The following is a 14,928-nucleotide window of genomic DNA, read 5'->3' on the forward strand; positions in this document are numbered from 1 at the left end:
GCCGCGCCCCGAAAGGCACGGCCCTCACAACATCTCGACGGAGCGCTGGGATCAGAGCTTCTCGATCAGCTCCGGCACAGCGGTGAAGAGGTCCGCCACAAGGCCGTAGTCCGCCACCTGGAAGATCGGTGCTTCCTCGTCCTTGTTGATCGCGACGATGATCTTGCTGTCCTTCATGCCCGCAAGGTGCTGGATCGCGCCGGAAATGCCGACTGCGACGTAGAGATCAGGTGCCACCACCTTGCCGGTCTGACCAACCTGCCAGTCGTTCGGCGCATAGCCGGAATCGACCGCCGCGCGCGAGGCGCCAACGGCAGCGCCCAGCTTGTCGGCCAGCTTCTCGATCAGCGCGAAGTCATCTTCGGAGCCCACACCACGCCCCCCGGAAACCACAACGCCCGCGGATGTCAGTTCCGGACGGTCGCTCTCGGCCACCTTGTCCTCGACCCACTCACTCAGGCCCGGGTTATCCGCCGCCGAAATGGTCTCGACCGGGGCCGAACCGCCTTCGCCAGCCGCGTCAAAGGTCGATGTCCGGAAGGTCACGACCTTCTTGGCATCCGCCGATTTCACGGTCTGCACCGCGTTGCCCGCATAGATCGGACGCTCGAAGGTGCTGCCATCGACAACACCGGAGGCATCCGAGATCACCATCACGTCGAGCAGAGCGGCCACGCGCGGCATCACGTTCTTGGCGTCCGTGGTCGCAGGGGCCACGATGTGCTCGTAGTCACCGGACAGCGACACGATCAGCGCGGCAGTCGATTCCGCGAGACGATGGCCAAGGGTCGCGTCTTCCGCCACCAACACTTTGCTGACACCGTCGATCTTCGCCGCCGCTTCACCGGCTGCAGCGGCCGAGCCACCTGCGGCCAGAACAGTCACATCGCCCAGCATCTTGGCGGCGGTCACCGCTTTCGACGTGGCGTCCATCGACAGTTCGCCATCGGTTACTTCTGCAAGGAGTAGAACAGCCATTACACAGCCCCCGCTTCTTTAAGTTTCGACACCAGCTCTTCGACAGAGCCCACCTTGATCCCGGCCGCGCGGGCTTCGGGTTCAACGGTTTTCACGATTTCCAGGCGCGGGCTGACGTCAACGCCATAATCCGCCGCGGTCTTCTCATCGAGCGGCTTTTTCTTGGCCTTCATGATGTTCGGCAGCGAGGCATAGCGCGGCTCATTCAGTCGCAAGTCCACTGTGATCACGGTCGGCATCGAGACCTTGATCGTCTGCAGCCCGCCGTCCACTTCGCGGGTCACTACAGCGTTGTCGCCCTCAATCGCCACGTCAGAGGCAAAGGTCGCCTGGCTCCAGCCCATCAGTGCTGCGAGCATCTGGCCCGTCGCGTTCATGTCGTTGTCGATGGCTTGCTTGCCACAGAGCACAAGGCCCGGCTGCTCTTCATCGACAATCGCCTTGAGGATCTTCGCAACGCTCAGCGGTTCGATGTCCTGGTGCACATCATCTGCGGCGATGACGAGGATGGCGCGGTCGGCGCCCATCGCAAGTGCTGTGCGCAGCGTTTCCTGGCTTTGCTTGACGCCGATGGACACGACCACGACTTCATCCGCCTGGCCGGCTTCCTTGAGACGGATCGCCTGTTCGACGGAAATCTCGTCAAACGGGTTCATCGACATTTTCACATTGGCGAGATCAACACCCGATCCGTCCGCTTTCACGCGCACCTTCACGTTGTAATCGATCACGCGTTTGACAGGTACCAGAACCTTCATTGGCGTCTCTCTCCTTGGATAAGCGACTCACACTCCCCGTGAGCCTTTTGTTCACTGAGCGGTGGTTTACCCAAGCTGGGACGCATGAAACAGTGTAAAATCGTCACGCCTGCGCGCAGGAACGCCGCGTTTTTGATGATTTTCACCGATCAGAGCAAAAATTTCCGATAGGCCGCGCGATACGATAGCCAGCAAGTCAGGCCGCGAGTGGCGGGTCCGCCTTTAGCGGTTCGCGCCCACCATGCCAGGCCTTGGCTCCGCCCTTCCGGTCGCCAACGCGTCCAATGGACGCGCTGGCGCTTTCAGCGGTTCGCGCCCGGAACCCAGAGCACGTCGTCCTTGCCGCTGTTGTTCGCCATGCGCGCGGCGACAAAGAACCAGTCACTCAAACGATTGAGATATTTCACCGCCGCGGGGTTGATGGCTTCCATCGTGGCCAGTTCCACCGAGAGCCGCTCGGCCCGGCGCGAGACGGTGCGGCAGACGTGCAGATGCGCGGCCAACGCGCTGCCGCCGGGCAAGATGAAACTGCGCAGCGGGTCAAGCTCGGCATTCATCACGTCGATCTCGCTCTCAAGCCGGGACACCTGCTCATCAACCATCCGCAAGGGCGGGTATTCGGCCTCGGCATCCTGCTCCATATCCGGGCGGCAAAGATCGGCGCCCAGGTCGAAGAGGTCGTTCTGGATGCGGCTCAGCGCTTCGTCAACAGCACCCTCCGCCTCGAGCCGTGCGACGCCGACAAAGGAATTCAACTCGTCCGAGGTGCCATAGGCCGTGACCCGCAGCGCATGTTTGGCCACCCGCGCGCCGTTGCCGAGTGCGGTTTCACCGGCGTCGCCGGTCTTGGTGTAAATCTTGTTCAGCACAACCATTTGGCTCAGCCCCCTTGCTGGCGCAGGAACACGTAAAGGACGATGAGGAGAACAGCGATGAACTGCGCCGCGATCCGGTAGCGCATCAGCTTGTTGGAGTTCTTCTTGTTGAACTCGCCACCCCCCGCGAACCCGCCCAGGCCGAGCATCAGCACAACGACGACGGCGAGACAGGCCAGGACGATCAAGATGAATAAGGGGTCACCCACGGTATATTCCTTTTCTATGTCAGCGGCACATGTAGGCGCCCGCGTTGAAAAAGCGAACCGGTTTTCCGGCTCTGGCCGCCTCAGCTCTTCGACAGCACCCAGTCGAGCGCCCGGGTCGGCAGGATCCGGCGCAGCGCGCCCATGATGAAGGTCGGCGTGGTCACATAGTAGCGGGCCTGCGGACGCGGCGCCTCGCAGGCGTGGATGAGTTTTTCCAGCACCGCAGTGGCGGGCAGTTCGAACCGATCCGGTCCGTTGTCCTCGTAAAGCCGTTTGTTCAGCCCGGTCTCATACTGCGTACGCCGCGCCGAATTCTGCCAGTCCACCCAACGCTCATAGTGCGGGATCGCGTTTTCGCGTATCTTCGATGTCACCGGGCCGGGCTCGATCAGGCTGATGTGCACGGGCGTGTCGCGCATTTCGATGCGCAGGGTGTCGGTCAGCCCCTCGAGCGCGTATTTCGTCGCGTTGTATGCGCCGCGCCAGGGCAAGGTGATGAACCCCAGAACCGACGAACACTGGATGATCCGCCCGTGCCCTTGGTCGCGCATCACTGGAATGACCGCGCGGGTCAGGTGGTGCCAGCCAAAGAAATTCGCTTCGAAGATGGCGCGCAGGGCATCGGTCGGCAAATCCTCGACAGCCCCGGGCGTACCATGGGCGCCATTGTTGAAGAGCGCGTCCAGCCTGCCGCCCGTGGCTTCAAGGACCTCGGCCAAGCCCGCTTCGATGGTTGTCTCATCCGTGTAGTCGATCAGCGGGCTCTCGAACCCCTCGCCGTTCAACCGGTCGCAGTCTTCCCGCTTGCGGCAGGCTGCAAAGACCCGCCAGCCCCGGGCACGCATTCCGACCGCCGCGCAATATCCGATACCCGAGGAACACCCCGTGATGAGGATCGATTTTTGCGCCATGGCTTGCCCCGTCTCTGCCTGCACCAGCAATGGCAAGTCGGGGCAGAGCGCGCAAGCCTATCCGCTGGTCAGCAGGAAATCGGCGATCCAGCCTTCGGGGCCGCCATCGACGGGGCGCAGCTTGACCCAGCCCGATCCGTCATCCTGCAAGACTTCGACCTGCGTGTTCCGTTCCAGCTGGGTCACCACGTCAAAACCGGTGCCCGGGCCGCCGCGCATGTTCACCCGATCCGCTGATATTGCGCGCAGATCGCGCGGGTCGGCCACCTCGTCAGAGGATGCGCGGCTGGTGTTTCCGGGGAAGATCAGGCTCGGCAGGACCACATCGTCATTCGCAGTGAATGTCACCGGGGTCACCGACGCGGCTTCGGCGGTGGGGGCAATGGCGGGTGTGGGCTCGACAACGGGCGCGTCGTCCCGCTCCAGCACATCACCCAGCGAGGTCAGGTTTAGCGAGACCTGCGTCACTTCCGGCAGCGGCGCGCTCTGGGCCAGTTGCACGGTCTCTCCCGTCTCGGCCCCGGACGGCTCGGTGCTCAGGTCCACGCCGCTCCGGGCCAGCACGGCGTCATTGCGCGCGGCAATCGGGTCGAAATCCGCCCCGCCGCTGAGCTCGTAAAACCCGAGCCCCAGGAATGCAAAACTCAAAAAGATGAATCGTTTCATATCAATACCCTCGTTACCCGTGGCAACAGTCTAACACATTTCAGCCCCGTTTGGGTCCATAGCAATCGAAATTGGTTTCCGTGAGGGAGAAATTCCTTATGGCTGCGTCATCGCTGAAGTGTTGCCGGGTGGACACGACATCGCGCTTGTTCGACCGTAAATCGGAGGCTACACAGCCCTAATGGCCGACGATCTCGACACCCCTGACACGCCCCCCGCCGATCTGTCCGAACCCTTGCGTCGGGCGCTTGGCGACCGCTATCTGACCTATGCGCTCAGCACAATCATGCACCGGGCGCTGCCCGATGCGCGCGACGGGCTGAAGCCGGTCCATCGGCGCATTCTCTACGCCATGCGCGAGCTGCGGTTAAGTTCCACGGGTGGCTATCGCAAATCGGCCAAGATTTCCGGCGACGTGATGGGCAACTATCACCCGCATGGGGATGCCGCGATTTATGATGCGATGGCGCGGCTCGCGCAGGATTTCAACGTGCGCTACCCGCTGGTCGACGGGCAGGGCAACTTCGGCAATATCGACGGCGACAACCCCGCGGCCAGCCGCTACACCGAAGCGCGCATGACCGCCGTCGCCGAGGCGATGCTGGAAGGGCTGAACGAAAACGCCGTCGATTTTCGCGAGAATTACGACGGCACGCTCACTGAACCGGTGGTGCTGCCCGCACAGTTCCCGAACCTGCTGGCCAATGGTTCCAGCGGGATCGCAGTGGGCATGGCGACGAACATCCCACCGCACAACATCGCCGAGCTGTGCGACGCGTGCATTCATCTGATCAAAACGCCCGAGGCGCGGGATGATACGCTTCTGAAATACGTGCCAGGCCCGGACTTCCCGACGGGTGGCGTGCTCGTGGAACCCGCCGACAGCATCGCAACGGCCTACCGCACCGGGCGCGGCTCCTTCCGGTTGCGCTGTAAGTGGGAGGTCGAGGATCTGGGCCGCGGGCAGTGGCAGATCGTCGTCACCGAAATCCCCTATCAGGTGCAGAAATCCAAGCTGATCGAGAAGATCGCGGAGCTCATTCAGACCAAGAAAATCCCAATTCTCGCCGATGTGCGTGACGAATCTGCGGAGGATGTGCGCATGATCATCGAGCCGCGCTCGCGCTCGGTGGACGCCGAGGTGCTGATGGGCATGCTCTTCCGCAACTGCGATCTGGAGGTGCGGTTCTCGCTTAACATGAATGTGCTGATCGACGGGGTGACGCCCAAGGTCTGCTCAATGAAGGAGGTGCTGCGCGCCTTCCTGGATCACCGGCAGGAGGTGCTGCTGCGCCGTTCACGCCACCGGCTGGAGAAGATCGACCACCGCCTCGAAGTGCTCGAAGGGTTCATTGTCGCCTTTCTGAACCTCGATCGGGTGATCGACATCATCCGCTACGATGACGACCCCAAGGCCGCGCTGATGCGCGAGGATTGGGGCAAATCGCACGCCCGCGCGACGGACGAGAAAGACTATGTCTCGCCGCCGCCCGGTGAAGGTGAGCTGAGCGAGGTGCAGGCCGAGGCAATCCTCAACATGCGCCTGCGCTCGCTACGCCGGCTCGAGGAGATGGAGCTCTTGCGCGAGCAATCCGCGCTCATGGAAGAGCGCGCGCACCTGGAGGACCTGCTCGAAAACCCAGCTCTGCAGTGGGAGACCATCACCACCCAGCTGCGCGAGACCAAGAAGCAGTTCGGCAAAGATTACGCGGGTGGCGCGCGGCGCACGCTGATCGAAGAGGCCGCCGAGATCGAAGAGGTGCCGATCGAGGCGATGATCGACCGCGAACCCATCACCGTGGTGTGCTCTCAGATGGGCTGGGTGCGCGCCATGACCGGGCATATCGATCTGACCCGCGAGCTGAAATTCAAGGATGGCGACGGCCCGCGCTTCATTTTCCATGCGGAGACGACCGACCGTCTGCTGGTCTTCGGCTCCAACGGGCGGTTCTACACCGTCTCCGCCTCGAACCTGCCCGGCGGGCGCGGCATGGGCGAGCCGCTGCGCCTGATGGTCGATCTGCCGAATGAGGCCGAGATCGTGACGATCCTCACTCATCAGCCCGGGCGCAAACTGCTTGTGGCGTCGACAGCAGGCGATGGCTTTGTGGTGCCGGAGGATGACGTGGTGGCACAGACCCGCAGCGGCAAACAGGTGCTGAACGTGCGCGGCGAGGTCAAGGCGCTGGCCTGCAAACCCGTGACCGGTGACAGCGTCGCAGTGGTGGGGGAAAACCGGAAAGTGCTGGTCTTCGACCTCGATCAGCTGCCTGAGATGGGGCGCGGCAAAGGGGTACGTCTGCAGCGCTACAAGGACGGTGGGCTCTCCGATGCCACGACCTTCACCCGGGCCGAGGGTTTGAGCTGGCGCGACCCTGCCGGGCGCACCCGCACCGAGACCGAGTTGGAAGAATGGGCCGGCAAACGCGCCAGCGCCGGTCGCATGGCGCCCCGTGGGTTTCCGCGGGACAACAAGTTTACCTAGGCAGACAGGGTACCGCTAGGGGGCGCCCGCTGCAGGGCGGGGTGCGCGCACCCCGCCCTGCAGCGGGCGCGGGCCCGGCGGTTCCCGCCGGGCGGCACAGTTGCAAGTGGTGGTCAGGCTCTTGATACGGGTGTCTAGATCGGCTCAGCCATCAGCCAGACCCCGCCTTCCGGCCGCAGGGTCAGGATCATCACGGGTTTAGGATCGCGCCCGGGCACCGGCGCAAATCGGAACCGTGACAGCAGCGTTGCGAGGATGATCACCGCCTCCTGCAGCGCAAAGGACGCGCCGATGCAGATGCGCGGGCCATCTCCAAATGGCAGGTAGGCATAGCGGTCGATGGCCTTCCGGTCGGCAAACCGCTCGGGCTTGAAGCTGTTCGGATCGTCCCACAGCAGCGCATGCCGCCCAAGCGCGTAGATCGGGATCATCACGGTGTCGCCGGGCCGGATGTCAGCGCCATTGAGATCATCCGCCTTTTGCGCAGTGCGCGAGACGACACCGGCAGGCGGGTAGAGGCGCAGCGCTTCGTCGATGATTTGGCGGATGTAGGGCAGCTGGTCCACGTCATCGGCCGTTGCCGCGCGACCCTGCAGCACCGCCTGCGCCTCGGCCCGCGCGCGGTCCTGGACGTCCTGATCGAAGGCGCAGAGATAGAAAGACCATGCGAGCGACAGCGCGGTTGTCTCGTGGCCCGCGACGATAAAGGTCAGCAGGTTGTCCCGCAGTTCGCCCGTGCTCAGGCGGCGCTTGGTCTTGGGGTCTTCACCGGCCAGCAAGAGATCGAGAAAGTCCGGCACCGGCCCGGGGCCGCGGGCGGCGCGCGCATCGATGGCCGCATCCGCGCTGCGCCGCATCTCTGCCATGGACTGTGCCGAAAACACCCGCGCCGGGCGCGGCAACCAGTCGGGGGCACCCAGAACGTCGAGCAGCGACACGCGCCCGGCATCGGCCACGTAGTCTTCGATGGCGCGGTGGATTTCGGCGCGATCAAAGCTGCCGTCATCGCTGAAGGTCACTTCCGAAATCACGTCGAATGTGGCCGCGATCATCTCGTCGAGCAGGTTGACCGCCCGGCGCCCCGCGCCTGCAAGCCGCTCGGCGCTGCGCTCCGCCGCGACCGTCATCACCGGCGCGAGGTTGCGCACGTTGCGATGCGAAAACGCAGGTGCCGCGAGACGGCGCTGCCAGCGCCAATGCGGGCCTTCCGCAATAAAGAGCGAGTCGCCCACCGCCGGACGCAGCAGGTTCTTCGTCACAACCGATTTCGGATAATCCTCGACCCGGTCGAGCAGCATCCGCCGGATCGACGGCGGGTGCATGATCATATGCCACCTCCGCGCCGTGCGCCCGGACACCACAGGCTGGTGGGTGGCCACCTCGGGAATGATATTCAGGATATTCTCGCGCATCAGATTGAAGCTGCGCAGGATACCCAGCTCCTCCCGTGCCAGCGGAACACGGACAGGTTGATCGAGGTCTGAGGCGTCCAGAAGTGTGCTGTTGTCCATATGCAAAAGATAGGGCCGCAAGCACGGCGGTCCACCGACCCACGTGCCCGTGGATTGCGTGCGCGGCGCGCTTGGGCTAGTCATACAGGCAACAAAAAAACTGACGGGGCGCAGTATGATCAGGCGAATGTTACTCCTCTTGGCGGGCGTGTCGCTCGCGGCATGCACTGGCGCGCGAGACCTTGATGAGCCCATGGTGCCCTTGGGCAACTTCAGCCTGGGCCACAACGTCGTCGTGGCCCCCAAGGTCCAGACCACGGCCACTGTCAGCCGCGAAGTGCCCAAGGAGCAACTGACCGACGCGCTGCAGAGCGCCATTGCCGAGCGGTTTGACCGCTATGAGGGCGCCAAGGACTATCACTTCGGGGTCAGCATCGAAGGCTACGTGCTGGCCAAGCGGGGTGTTCCGGTCGTGGCGGCCCCCAAATCGGCGATGATCATCCGGCTGACGGTCTGGGATGATGCGCAGGGCGTAAAGCTGAATGAGGAACCGGAGCAGCTCACCGTGTTGGAAACCCTCGACGGCGCCAGCATCGTCGGTACCGGATGGAGCCAGTCCGCCGAGACACAGCTTCTCAACCTGTCACGGAACACCGCGCAGGCGATCGAAGACTACCTGGTCAAGAAGAACACCGAAGAGGGCTGGTTCCAGGATGAAACGGCCCCCGCACTAGGGGACGGCGCCTCCGCATCGCCTGCGGTGATCGAAGAAGGGCTGGTCGCCCCAGCCGAGTAGGCCTCCTGCAGGTCGTGCTTGATTTTCCCAGCACTTCGCAATACATCGCGCGCCATGTGAAGAATGGGTCGGTGATGACCCCCTGGAAACAAAAGGGCGCCTCTTACCATGGCAAAGGAAAAGTTTGAACGTAATAAGCCGCACGTGAACATTGGCACGATTGGTCACGTTGACCACGGCAAGACGACGTTGACGGCTGCGATTACGAAGTATTTCGGCGACTTCAAGGCCTATGACCAGATCGACGGCGCGCCCGAAGAGAAAGCCCGCGGCATCACCATCTCCACCGCGCACGTGGAGTACGAGACCGACGCGCGCCACTACGCCCACGTCGACTGCCCCGGCCACGCCGACTATGTGAAGAACATGATCACCGGTGCGGCGCAGATGGACGGCGCGATCCTGGTGGTGAACGCCGCGGACGGCCCGATGCCGCAGACGCGCGAGCACATCCTGCTCGGCCGCCAGGTCGGCATCCCGAAGATCGTCGTCTTCATGAACAAGGTCGACCAGGTCGATGACGCCGAGCTGCTGGAGCTCGTCGAGATGGAAATCCGCGAGCTGCTCGATACCTACGAGTACCCCGGTGATGACACGCCGATCGTGGCGGGCTCGGCGCTGGCGGCGATGGAAGGCCGTGACGCGGAGATCGGTGAAGAGAAGATCAAGGAGCTGATGGCGGCTGTGGACGAGTACATCCCGACGCCCGAGCGCGCCGTGGATCAGCCGTTCCTGATGCCCGTGGAAGACGTGTTCTCGATCTCCGGCCGTGGCACCGTGGTGACCGGTCGTGTCGAGCGCGGTGTGATCAACGTGGGCGACGAGATCGAGATCGTCGGCATCCGCGACACCCAGAAGACCACCTGCACCGGTGTCGAGATGTTCCGCAAGCTGCTCGATCGTGGCGAAGCGGGTGACAACATCGGCGCCCTGCTGCGCGGCATTGACCGCGACGGCGTGGAGCGTGGCCAGGTGCTCTGCAAGCCCGGCTCCGTGACGCCGCACACCAAGTTCGAGGCCGAGGCCTACATCCTGACCAAGGACGAGGGCGGCCGTCACACGCCGTTCTTCGCGAACTACCGCCCGCAGTTCTACTTCCGCACGACGGATGTGACCGGCACGGTTCAGCTGAACGAAGGCACCGAGATGGTGATGCCGGGCGACAACGTGTCGTTTGGCGTTGAGCTGATCGCACCGATCGCGATGGAAAACGGCTTGCGCTTCGCCATCCGCGAAGGCGGCCGCACCGTCGGCGCGGGCGTGGTCTCCAAGATCACGGAATAAGACTTTGGCGGCAGCGCCGGGCGGGTGGCAGTCGTTCTGCAAGAACGAGGAGAACCCGCGCCCTCGACTATCTGGGCGCAGCGCCCCAAACAACCCGGTGCTGCTCCCGTCTTCGTAACGCTCGATAGAGAGAAAAAGAGCCACCAGCAGCTGGTGGCTCTTCTTTTTGTGCAGCGCCCCCGAGGCAGAACGCAACACCAGGTCCCGATGATGTCCGGCATCGGGTGCCTGCTAGGTCAATACCGGGCCATGTTCGGTGCCGTCATGAACTGCACCGAGTCGCCGGGCTGTACCGCTGCCCCGGTGAAGGGGTATTCAGACTGGCTGGCACAGCCTGCCAGAATGATCGCGGCTCCGGCGATAAATGAGACAAATTTCATATGCATGGCCCTGGTCCTAAAATGTAAGGCGCCGGTAATGCGTCCGGCTGGTCTTGAAATATCCGCAGCTACCAAAAACACGATCACTCAACACGCTGCGTGTGCCCTTTGTGACGCAAGATCGCCGCACGATCAGTGAAGCGGATCACACTTGGCGATCTTTTTTGAAAATTTGTTCATTTTCTTCCCCGGCCATTTCGATAGAAGGGCTGCAATGTGGCCCTGATTGGAGAGTTTCGATGAGTTTTCCATCCCCTGAGACCGTGCACCCGGTCACGTTTCCCGATGGCGCGGCGCTGCCGAACAACGTGTTTCTTAAGGCAGTTATCGACCATCCGCGCATCGAGGTGGGCGACTATACCTACGCCAATGATTTCGACCCGCCGGCGGAGCCCTCCGGCTGGGCGGCCCGGCTGGCGCCATATCTCTTCCCAACCTCTCGGGACCGGCTGCTCATCGGCAAATTCGGCCAGATCGCGCATGGGGTCCGCTTCATCACCCACAGCGCCAATCACGACATGCGTGGGTTTTCCACCTTTCCCTTCGCAATCCACGACCCCGACCGCTTTCTGACCTATGCTGATGCGTTGCCGCCGGGCCGCGACACGGTTGTCGGCCATGACGTCTGGATCGGAGCCGAGGCGCGCGTCTTGCCGGGCGCGCAGATCGGTCATGGGGTGATCATCGGCACCGGCGCGGTCGTGGGCGGTGAGATCCCCGACTACAGCGTGGTGGTGGGCAACCCCGGCCAGGTCATTCGCCGCCGCTTTGAGGCGCAGACCGTGCAGCGTCTGATCGAGATTGCCTGGTGGGACTGGCCGATTGGCAAGATCATGGATCACGAGGCGCTGATCGTCGGCGCGGACATCGCCGCTCTGGAGGCTGTGCGCTGAGCGTGCGCCGCTGCTTTTTCCGACCGTTGACGTGCGATGCCTCTTGAACCCGGCGACGTTTCCGACTAGGCCAAGCACCGGCATAGGGGTTTAGCTCAGTTGGTAGAGCATCGGTCTCCAAAACCGAGGGTCGTGGGTTCGAGTCCCTCAGCCCCTGCCAACCTCTCCCGACATGATTTTGCCACGATCTCGCCACCAGATCGCCCAACTCGTTACGCACAAATGCCGTGATGGGGGTGCGCTGGATCAGGTGAACATAAAGATGACGCAAAGCCAGGAGTTGGATGAGGATGTGGCGGCGGTGCGGGCCATGATTGCAATGGCGGACGCGCCCGCGGCCTCTCGTAACGCGCAGATACAACCTGTTAAGCGCGTCAAGACGGACCGCCCGTGTCAGCCCGACACCCCGCCAAAACCCGCCAAAACCGGCTCTCGGCGTCTGAGCATTCTGAGCCGGATGATCCTGCGGATCCGCAGCTATCGGCCCCGAAGCCGCACGATCCTTGGCACCAGCTCCGTGCTGCTTGTGCTCTTGCAGCCGGTGCTCGTGGTGAGCGTCCTGCTGATCGCCTTGGTCGGGCTGGCGGTGACCCTGCTGATCATCGGCACGGATACATTCTGGCGCGGGGTCCTGGCGGGCCTCGATGTTTGTGCCAAATGGTTCCCGCAGGCGGCCCGCAGCCTGCGCGTACGTGCACAGGTCATGTCCCGCAGATGGGATCTCCTGCTCGACCGCCTGCCGGGGTCCTGGACGGATACGTTGCGCATGCCCGACCTGCGCGCGCTGGCCCGCGCGGACCAGCGGCACGACGATGCGGTGGCGCTGCGCTTGCGCCGCCTCGCGGACGACTCCGTCTGATTTGATCGCGCAGCCCGTCACCCGCTCTTGAAATCCACGGCTATGCTCGTTATGTCGCGCTCATCCATCGCGTAGAGAGATGCTTCATGGCCACGACCAACCCGCTTCAGTTTATCCAGCAAGTCCGTGCCGAAGTGGCCAAGGTGGTATGGCCGACCCGCCGCGAGGTGATGCTGACCACCGTGATGGTGTTCATCCTCGCCGCGCTGACTGCGGTCTTCTTTGCAACCGTGGATATCATCATCCGTTGGGGCCTTCAGGCCGTTCTGAACGTCTTCGGGTGACCCCCGCGAGGGTGGGCAAAAAACGCATCTGACCCCTTGAAACATTGGCTTGTGCGGAGTATGCCGCACACCTGACCAGAACAGGGGCGTGCGGCGATTCGAGTTGCGCGCCGATTTTTTGTTTAAAGTCAGCGGGTGAAATGCCTGAAACACGGTGAAATTTCGCGCTTTTGCAAGCGCCGGGTAAGACAGGAACCAAAGATCAGATGGCAAAGCGGTGGTATTCGGTCAGTGTCCTGTCGAACTTCGAGAAGAAGATCGCAGAACAAATCCGGACGTCGGTGACCGAGCAGGGCCTCGAAGAGCAGATCGACGAGGTGCTGGTGCCGACCGAAGAGGTGATCGAAGTGCGCCGTGGCAAGAAGGTCACGACCGAGCGGCGCTTCATGCCCGGCTATGTGCTGGTGCACATGGAAATGTCGGATCAGGGCTATCACCTGATCAACTCGATCAACCGCGTCACCGGGTTCCTGGGCCCACAAGGTCGCCCGATGCCGATGCGCGATGCGGAAGTGAACGCGATCCTGAACCGGGTTCAGGAAGGCGAAGACGCCCCGCGCACGCTCATCCATTTCGAGGTGGGTGAGAAGGTCAAGGTGGCCGACGGTCCGTTCGAGGATTTCGACGGCATGATTGAAGAGGTCGACGACGAGAACCAGCGCCTGAAGGTGTCGGTGTCGATCTTTGGCCGGGAAACTCCGGTCGAGCTGGAATTCACTCAGGTCAACAAACAGACCTGAGTGCGCAAACGTGGGAGGCGAGGGGGCCGCGGCACCCGGACCGGACCACGACAACATAAACCTGAGACAGCGCGCTGTCGAAGGGTTGGAAAAGGAGAAGGCCAATGGCCAAGAAACTTGCCGGGACTATGAAGCTTCAGGTTCCCGCCGGTCAAGCAAACCCGTCCCCGCCGGTTGGTCCGGCGCTCGGTCAGCGCGGCATTAACATCATGGAATTCTGCAAGGCGTTCAACGCCAAGACGCAGGAGATGGAGCCCGGTGCGCCGTGCCCGACCGTGATCACCTACTATCAGGACAAGTCCTTCACCATGGACATCAAGACGCCGCCCGCGTCCTATTACCTGAAGAAGGCCGCCAAGCTGAAATCCGGTGCCAAGACACCGTCGCGCGAAGTTGTGGGTCATGTGACCACCAAGCAGGTGCGCGAGATTGCCGAAGCGAAGATGAAGGATCTCAACGCCAACTCCATTGAGGCGGCGATGCAGATCATCCTGGGCTCCGCCCGCTCCATGGGCATCGAGGTGAAGTAACATGGCAAAGCTTGGAAAAAGAACCCGCGCCGCGCGTGAAGCTTTCGCTGGCAAAGAGAATGTGACCGTCGAAGAGGCGGTTGCTCTGATCAAGGGTAACTCAAACGTCAAGTTTGACGAGACCGTCGAGATCGCGATGAACCTCGGAGTGGACCCGCGCCACGCAGACCAGATGGTCCGCGGTGTGGTGGGCCTGCCGAACGGCACCGGCAAGACCGTCCGCGTGGCTGTTTTTGCCCGTGGCCCCAAGGCCGATGAGGCAACTGCTGCTGGTGCGGACATCGTTGGCGCCGAAGACCTGATGGAAACCGTGCAAAGCGGCAAGATCGAGTTCGATCGCTGCATCGCCACGCCCGACATGATGCCCATCGTGGGTCGTCTGGGTAAGGTGCTTGGCCCCCGGAACCTGATGCCGAACCCCAAGGTTGGCACCGTGACCATGGACGTCGAAGCTGCCGTGAAGGCCGCCAAGGGCGGTGAAGTGCAGTTCAAGGCCGAAAAAGGCGGTGTCGTGCACGCAGGCGTCGGCAAACTGTCCTTTGACGAAGCCAAGCTGGTCGAAAACATCCGCGCGTTCGTGGGTGCCGTGGCCAAGGCCAAGCCGACCGGTGCCAAGGGCGCCTACATGAAGAAAATCGCGCTGAGCTCCACCATGGGCCCTGGCGTGTCGGTTTCCGTCGACAACGCGGTCACCGAGTAGTCGCGTGCGGCAGGACTTCTAAAAGGCGTCCACTTGGGGCGCCTTTTTTGTTCTGGTTGTAATCGTCGAAGTCAACTCTGAGCCCATTTCGACCGATGCTGCGCTGAGTATGAACAGCGACTTTTGCGT

General features: G+C 62.7%; 17 protein-coding genes and 1 tRNA gene. 10 read left to right on the forward strand and 8 right to left on the reverse strand.

The window, feature by feature from the left end; translation table 11 throughout:
* Positions 1–51 precede the first annotated feature (51 nt).
* From ACVC7O_RS02865 to ACVC7O_RS02890, 6 genes are all read right to left on the reverse strand, one after another.
* Positions 52–978, reverse strand: coding sequence for an electron transfer flavoprotein subunit alpha/FixB family protein (locus ACVC7O_RS02865; RefSeq protein ID WP_458324601.1), 927 nt, complete (start codon positions 976–978; stop codon positions 52–54).
* Entirely contained in the window at positions 978–1,736 is a 759-nt protein-coding gene (locus ACVC7O_RS02870) for an electron transfer flavoprotein subunit beta/FixA family protein (RefSeq protein WP_458324602.1), read from the reverse strand. The genes ACVC7O_RS02865 and ACVC7O_RS02870 overlap by 1 nt, the downstream gene beginning before the upstream one ends.
* A 302-nt stretch (positions 1,737–2,038) precedes the next feature.
* A complete protein-coding gene (locus ACVC7O_RS02875) occupies positions 2,039–2,611 on the reverse strand; it encodes a cob(I)yrinic acid a,c-diamide adenosyltransferase (protein WP_458324603.1) in 573 nt (190 codons plus the stop codon).
* A 5-nt stretch (positions 2,612–2,616) separates the two neighbouring features.
* The gene (locus ACVC7O_RS02880; protein ID WP_458324604.1) at positions 2,617–2,820 is read right to left on the reverse strand and encodes a twin transmembrane helix small protein; all 204 of its coding nucleotides are present in this window, start codon (positions 2,818–2,820) and stop codon (positions 2,617–2,619) included.
* An 80-nt stretch (positions 2,821–2,900) separates the two neighbouring features.
* Positions 2,901–3,731, reverse strand: a complete 831-nt coding sequence (locus ACVC7O_RS02885; protein WP_458324605.1) for an SDR family NAD(P)-dependent oxidoreductase — start codon at positions 3,729–3,731, stop codon at positions 2,901–2,903.
* Between the two features lie 57 nt (positions 3,732–3,788).
* Positions 3,789–4,397: an SH3 domain-containing protein gene (locus tag ACVC7O_RS02890; protein ID WP_458324606.1), complete on the reverse strand. Its 609-nt coding sequence runs from the start codon at positions 4,395–4,397 to the stop codon at positions 3,789–3,791.
* Positions 4,398–4,578: 181 nt separating this feature from the next.
* Here ACVC7O_RS02890 and ACVC7O_RS02895 point away from each other — a divergent pair, with 181 nt between their 5' ends.
* Positions 4,579–6,882 carry a DNA topoisomerase IV subunit A gene (locus ACVC7O_RS02895; protein WP_458324607.1) on the forward strand — a complete coding sequence of 768 codons (2,304 nt, stop codon included), beginning with the start codon at positions 4,579–4,581 and terminating at the stop codon, positions 6,880–6,882.
* A gap of 134 nt (positions 6,883–7,016) precedes the next feature.
* Here ACVC7O_RS02895 and ACVC7O_RS02900 read toward each other — a convergent pair whose 3' ends face one another.
* Positions 7,017–8,393, reverse strand: coding sequence for a cytochrome P450 (locus ACVC7O_RS02900; protein ID WP_458326024.1), 1,377 nt, complete (start codon positions 8,391–8,393; stop codon positions 7,017–7,019).
* Between the two features lie 127 nt (positions 8,394–8,520).
* On the opposite strand from ACVC7O_RS02900, the gene ACVC7O_RS02905 reads away from it, so the two are divergent.
* Positions 8,521–9,129, forward strand: a complete 609-nt coding sequence (locus ACVC7O_RS02905; protein ID WP_458324608.1) for a hypothetical protein — start codon at positions 8,521–8,523, stop codon at positions 9,127–9,129.
* A 108-nt stretch (positions 9,130–9,237) separates the two neighbouring features.
* The gene (tuf, locus tag ACVC7O_RS02910) at positions 9,238–10,413 is read left to right on the forward strand and encodes an elongation factor Tu (RefSeq protein WP_458324609.1); all 1,176 of its coding nucleotides are present in this window, start codon (positions 9,238–9,240) and stop codon (positions 10,411–10,413) included.
* 236 nt (positions 10,414–10,649) lie between these two features.
* On the opposite strand, the gene ACVC7O_RS02915 is transcribed toward tuf, so the two are convergent.
* The gene (locus ACVC7O_RS02915; RefSeq protein WP_458324610.1) at positions 10,650–10,799 is read right to left on the reverse strand and encodes a hypothetical protein; all 150 of its coding nucleotides are present in this window, start codon (positions 10,797–10,799) and stop codon (positions 10,650–10,652) included.
* Positions 10,800–11,032: 233 nt separating this feature from the next.
* Between ACVC7O_RS02915 and ACVC7O_RS02920 the strand changes: the two genes are divergently transcribed.
* The 7 genes from ACVC7O_RS02920 to rplA all read left to right on the forward strand — a co-directional run bounded on the left by ACVC7O_RS02920 (position 11,033) and on the right by rplA (position 14,799).
* The gene (locus tag ACVC7O_RS02920) at positions 11,033–11,686 is read left to right on the forward strand and encodes a CatB-related O-acetyltransferase (protein ID WP_458324611.1); all 654 of its coding nucleotides are present in this window, start codon (positions 11,033–11,035) and stop codon (positions 11,684–11,686) included.
* Between the two features lie 84 nt (positions 11,687–11,770).
* A tRNA-Trp gene (locus ACVC7O_RS02925) sits at positions 11,771–11,846 on the forward strand.
* A gap of 102 nt (positions 11,847–11,948) precedes the next feature.
* Positions 11,949–12,545 carry a hypothetical protein gene (locus tag ACVC7O_RS02930; protein WP_458324612.1) on the forward strand — a complete coding sequence of 199 codons (597 nt, stop codon included), beginning with the start codon at positions 11,949–11,951 and terminating at the stop codon, positions 12,543–12,545.
* 86 nt (positions 12,546–12,631) lie between these two features.
* A complete protein-coding gene (gene secE, locus ACVC7O_RS02935; protein ID WP_263843913.1) occupies positions 12,632–12,829 on the forward strand; it encodes a preprotein translocase subunit SecE in 198 nt (65 codons plus the stop codon).
* A 206-nt stretch (positions 12,830–13,035) separates the two neighbouring features.
* Complete coding sequence (gene nusG, locus ACVC7O_RS02940) at positions 13,036–13,569, forward strand: transcription termination/antitermination protein NusG (RefSeq protein ID WP_159978217.1); 534 nt, start codon at positions 13,036–13,038, stop codon at positions 13,567–13,569.
* A gap of 104 nt (positions 13,570–13,673) precedes the next feature.
* A complete protein-coding gene (gene rplK / locus ACVC7O_RS02945) occupies positions 13,674–14,099 on the forward strand; it encodes a 50S ribosomal protein L11 (protein WP_299680271.1) in 426 nt (141 codons plus the stop codon).
* A gap of 1 nt (position 14,100) precedes the next feature.
* The gene (rplA, locus tag ACVC7O_RS02950) at positions 14,101–14,799 is read left to right on the forward strand and encodes a 50S ribosomal protein L1 (protein ID WP_458324613.1); all 699 of its coding nucleotides are present in this window, start codon (positions 14,101–14,103) and stop codon (positions 14,797–14,799) included.
* Positions 14,800–14,928 lie beyond the last annotated feature (129 nt).

It is taken from the genome of Roseobacter cerffii (genome assembly GCF_054226325.1).